General features: G+C 65.0%; 5 protein-coding genes. 1 reads left to right on the forward strand and 4 read right to left on the reverse strand.

All coding sequences use genetic code 11. The features are described 5' to 3' along the window. Nucleotides 1-8: 8 nt before the first annotated feature. Together VKI00_RS11115 and VKI00_RS11120 are read right to left on the reverse strand one after the other, a co-directional pair. On the reverse strand, nucleotides 9-446 hold the full coding sequence (locus VKI00_RS11115) for an SRPBCC family protein (protein ID WP_324437514.1): 438 nt from the start codon (nucleotides 444-446) through the stop codon (nucleotides 9-11). A 101-nt stretch (nucleotides 447-547) separates the two neighbouring features. Beyond that, on the reverse strand, nucleotides 548-946 hold the full coding sequence (locus VKI00_RS11120) for a polyketide cyclase / dehydrase and lipid transport (protein ID WP_324437515.1): 399 nt from the start codon (nucleotides 944-946) through the stop codon (nucleotides 548-550). Between the two features lie 176 nt (nucleotides 947-1,122). Between VKI00_RS11120 and VKI00_RS11125 the strand changes: the two genes are divergently transcribed. Continuing rightward, a complete protein-coding gene (locus tag VKI00_RS11125) occupies nucleotides 1,123-2,925 on the forward strand; it encodes a long-chain fatty acid--CoA ligase (protein WP_324437516.1) in 1,803 nt (600 codons plus the stop codon). A gap of 12 nt (nucleotides 2,926-2,937) precedes the next feature. On the opposite strand, the gene VKI00_RS33775 is transcribed toward VKI00_RS11125, so the two are convergent. Both VKI00_RS33775 and VKI00_RS11135 read right to left on the reverse strand, forming a co-directional pair. After that, a complete protein-coding gene (locus VKI00_RS33775; protein ID WP_414687170.1) occupies nucleotides 2,938-3,093 on the reverse strand; it encodes an SHOCT domain-containing protein in 156 nt (51 codons plus the stop codon). A 101-nt stretch (nucleotides 3,094-3,194) separates the two neighbouring features. Further along, on the reverse strand, nucleotides 3,195-3,462 hold a 268-nt coding region (locus VKI00_RS11135; RefSeq protein ID WP_324437517.1), incomplete at its 5' end, for a glycosyltransferase family 4 protein.

Here is a 3,462-nt window from a genome sequence, read left to right on the forward strand (position 1 = left end):
CTGCCGACTCACTCAGCCTCGACTCGTTTCTTCAGATCCTTCAACGCGCTGTCGATCAACCTGCGCTCAGCCTTGCGCTTGAGCAAGCCGATCATCGGAATGGCTATATCTACGGTGAGCTCATAGGTGACATCGGTGCCAGACCCCTTGGACGCCAACCGATATACACCGTCGAGGGACCGCAGCAGCGAGCTGGAAACCAGCGACCAGCGCACCGAGCGACGATCTTTCGGCCACTCGTAGGACAGCACCAGGGTGTCTTTGAGCACGTTGGCGTCCAGCACCAGCCGCGCCACCTTCGGATTTCCCTTGGGGTCGGCCTCGAGCACTTCGGCCTCCTTGTACTCCGACACCCAATCGGGATACGAGCCGATATCAGCGATCACGTCCATCACCGTGCTGGGGTCCGCATCGATGTAGATCGTCTGCGCCGTCTTCTCCGCCACCTGGTCGCTTCCTTCTCCCCCGTACGCGGGTAGGGCTCGTGTCACCAACGCCGTGGGCCGTACCGCCAGCCCACTGCAGAAACGGTACTCCCTGGCTGAACTCAGACCTGGTCAAGCACCGGAGAAACCCCAACCGGTCGGGAGCGCTCCAGCGTCGCCTTCACCTCGAAGGCCATCTTCTTGCCGGCGACCCGACGGCGGTGAGTCATTTTGCTGAGGTTCATCCTGGCCAACTGCCAGGCCGCCGCGCCGGACGGCTCGGCGTGCAGAAAGTAGTGCAGCACCACGCCGTCCAACGACGGTTCCAACCAGATTTCCATGGTGCCGGTGAGCGGTCCGGTCACCGACCATCGGACTCCCTTATCGGCGCGATCCTCGATGACATGAAGCCGCAGATCGGGCCACCAACGTCGCCAGCTGGCCGGATCACCCACGGCCGCGCCGACGCGTGCGGGGTCGGCGGCGACAAACGTCTCGTCGGCAACTTGAACGCTGTGCACGGCCCCTAGCTTCACATATCGCACGCGTGGCCGCATAGCCCGTCCCGGCCCGCATCGTCACCGGACTAGACCCGATGGTCCGCCTCCTCAGCGGCCCGTCCCGGCCCGCATCGTCACCGGACTAGGCTGAATCCAGCCCGGCCACCCGGCGAAGTAACTCAAGCGAGGTCAGAAGAGTGCGTGAATTCAATGCGCCCGCGCCGTTCACGGTAGGCGAGCATGACAATATCGTCGCCGCAGTGTTCGAGCACGAGCAACACGACCCGGACACCGTGATCTTTCAACGCCAGGTCGATGGGGTATGGACGGACGTTACATGCGCCGCCGCGGCGGCCCAAATCCGTTCGGCCGCACTGGGTTTGATCGCATTAGGGGTGAAGGCCGGCGACCGGGTGGTCATTTTCTCGGCCACCCGCTACGAGTGGGCAATCCTCGATCTGGCGATCCTTTCGGTGGGCGGGGTCACCGTCCCGATCTACGAGACGTCGTCGGCCGAGCAGGTGCGCTGGGTGCTGACGGACTCGGCGGCGGTGGTGGCGTTCGCCGAAACCGACGCCCACGCGACGATGATCAACGAGCTCACCGGCGACCTGCCCGAGCTGCGCCGAGTGCTGCTAATCGACGGATCCAGCGCCAACGCCCTTGAGCAACTCGCGCAGGAGGGCGCGTCGGTCGACCCGGCCGAGCTGACCGCCCGCGTCGAAGCGTTGCGCAGCGAAGATCCGGCGACGCTCATCTACACCTCGGGCACCACCGGCCGCCCGAAGGGCTGCCAGCTGACCCACTCGAACCTCGTCTACGAGACCCGGGGCGCCAAGGCAGTTCTCCCGACACTGCTCCGCAAGGGCGAGCGGCTGTTGGTCTTCCTGCCGTTGGCGCACGTGCTGGCCCGCGCGCTGACGTTGTGCGCCTTCCAAAACAAGGTTGTCGTCGGATTCACCAGTGACATCAAGAATCTGGTGCCGATGTTCGCCGTGTTCAAGCCAACGGTCGTGGTGTCGGTGCCGCGGGTGTTCGAGAAGGTGTACAACACCGCCGCGCAGAACGCCGCCAACGACGGCAAGGGCCGCATCTTCGAGATCGCGGCGCAGACCGCGGTCGACTGGAGCGAGGCGAGCGATCGCGGTGGCCCCGGTCTGCTGCTGCGGGCCAAGCACGCGCTGTTCGATCGGCCTGTATACCACAAGCTGCGCGCGGCGCTTGGCGGTGACTGCCACGCGTCAGTGTCGGGTGGCGGACCGCTGGGCGTGCGGTTGGGCCACTTCTACCGCGGCGTCGGTCTCACCATCTACGAGGGCTACGGGCTGACCGAGACCAGCGCGGCGATCACTGTCAACCAGATCGATGCACTGAAAGTCGGCACCGTCGGAAAGTTGTTGCCGGGTAACAGCATGCGCATCGCCGACGACGGCGAGCTGTTGGTCCGAGGCGGCGTGGTATTCCACGGCTACTGGCACAACGATCAGGCCACCACCGAAGCGATGGAAGACGGCTGGTTCAAGACCGGTGACCTCGGCGCCGTCGACAACGACGGGTTCCTGACGATCACCGGCCGCAAGAAGGAAATCATCGTCACCGCAGGAGGAAAAAACGTCGCCCCCGCCGTGTTGGAGGATCGACTACGAGCGCACCCGCTGATCAGCCAGGCGGTGGTCGTCGGGGATGCCCGGCCGTTCATCGGCGCACTGATCACCATCGACCCCGAGGCGTTCGATGGCTGGAAGCAGCGCAACAGCAAGCCCGCCGGAGCGTCGGTGAGCGATCTGGTCACCGATCCGGATCTGAACGCGGAGGTGGACGCGGCCGTCAAACAGGCCAACTTGGCGGTGTCGCATGCGGAGTCGATCCGTAAATTCCGCATCCTGCCCGTCGACTTCACCGAGGACACCGGGGAACTCACCCCGACTTTGAAAGTCAAGCGCAAGGTCGTGGCCGAAAAGTTCGCGCACGACATCGACGCGATCTACACCACCGACTAGCCGTCGGCCCATTCATATCTCGGCGATGATCTGCTGACGCTTGGCCGTGCATTCGGCGTCCGAGATCGCACCGCTGGCGCGCAGCGTTTCCAGCTCTTGCAGGCGCCCGGTAATCGACTGCGCCTGCGGCGTGAGCGCCGTCTGCGCCGGCGCCGCGGCGGGCACCACGTCTTCTGAAACGTCCTCTGAGAGGACACTGTTGGCCGATCGGAGCGGGTGGCGGCACCGGTATTGCAGGAACGGCGTCCGACGGGCAACGCGGCGGTTAGCTAGTCGCTTATCAACTCGGACAGCCGGGCGGCCAACGCATCCCATCGCCACTGCGACGTGGCCCAATCTCGGCCTGCGGCGCCCATCGTGGTGGCCCGATCCGGGTCAGCCAGCAGCTCGGTGACGGCGTCGGCGATCTGGTCGATCGAACGACCGTCGACCACTAGCCCAGTCTTGTTGTGCTGCACGGTTTCCGGTGCGCCGCCCGAGCGTCCGGCGATCACCGGTACGCCGCTTGCAGAGGCTTCCAGAAATACGATGCCCAGC

Origin of the sequence: Mycobacterium sp. (assembly GCF_035314665.1) — a bacterium.
Taxonomy (GTDB): Bacteria; Actinomycetota; Actinomycetes; order Mycobacteriales; family Mycobacteriaceae; genus Mycobacterium.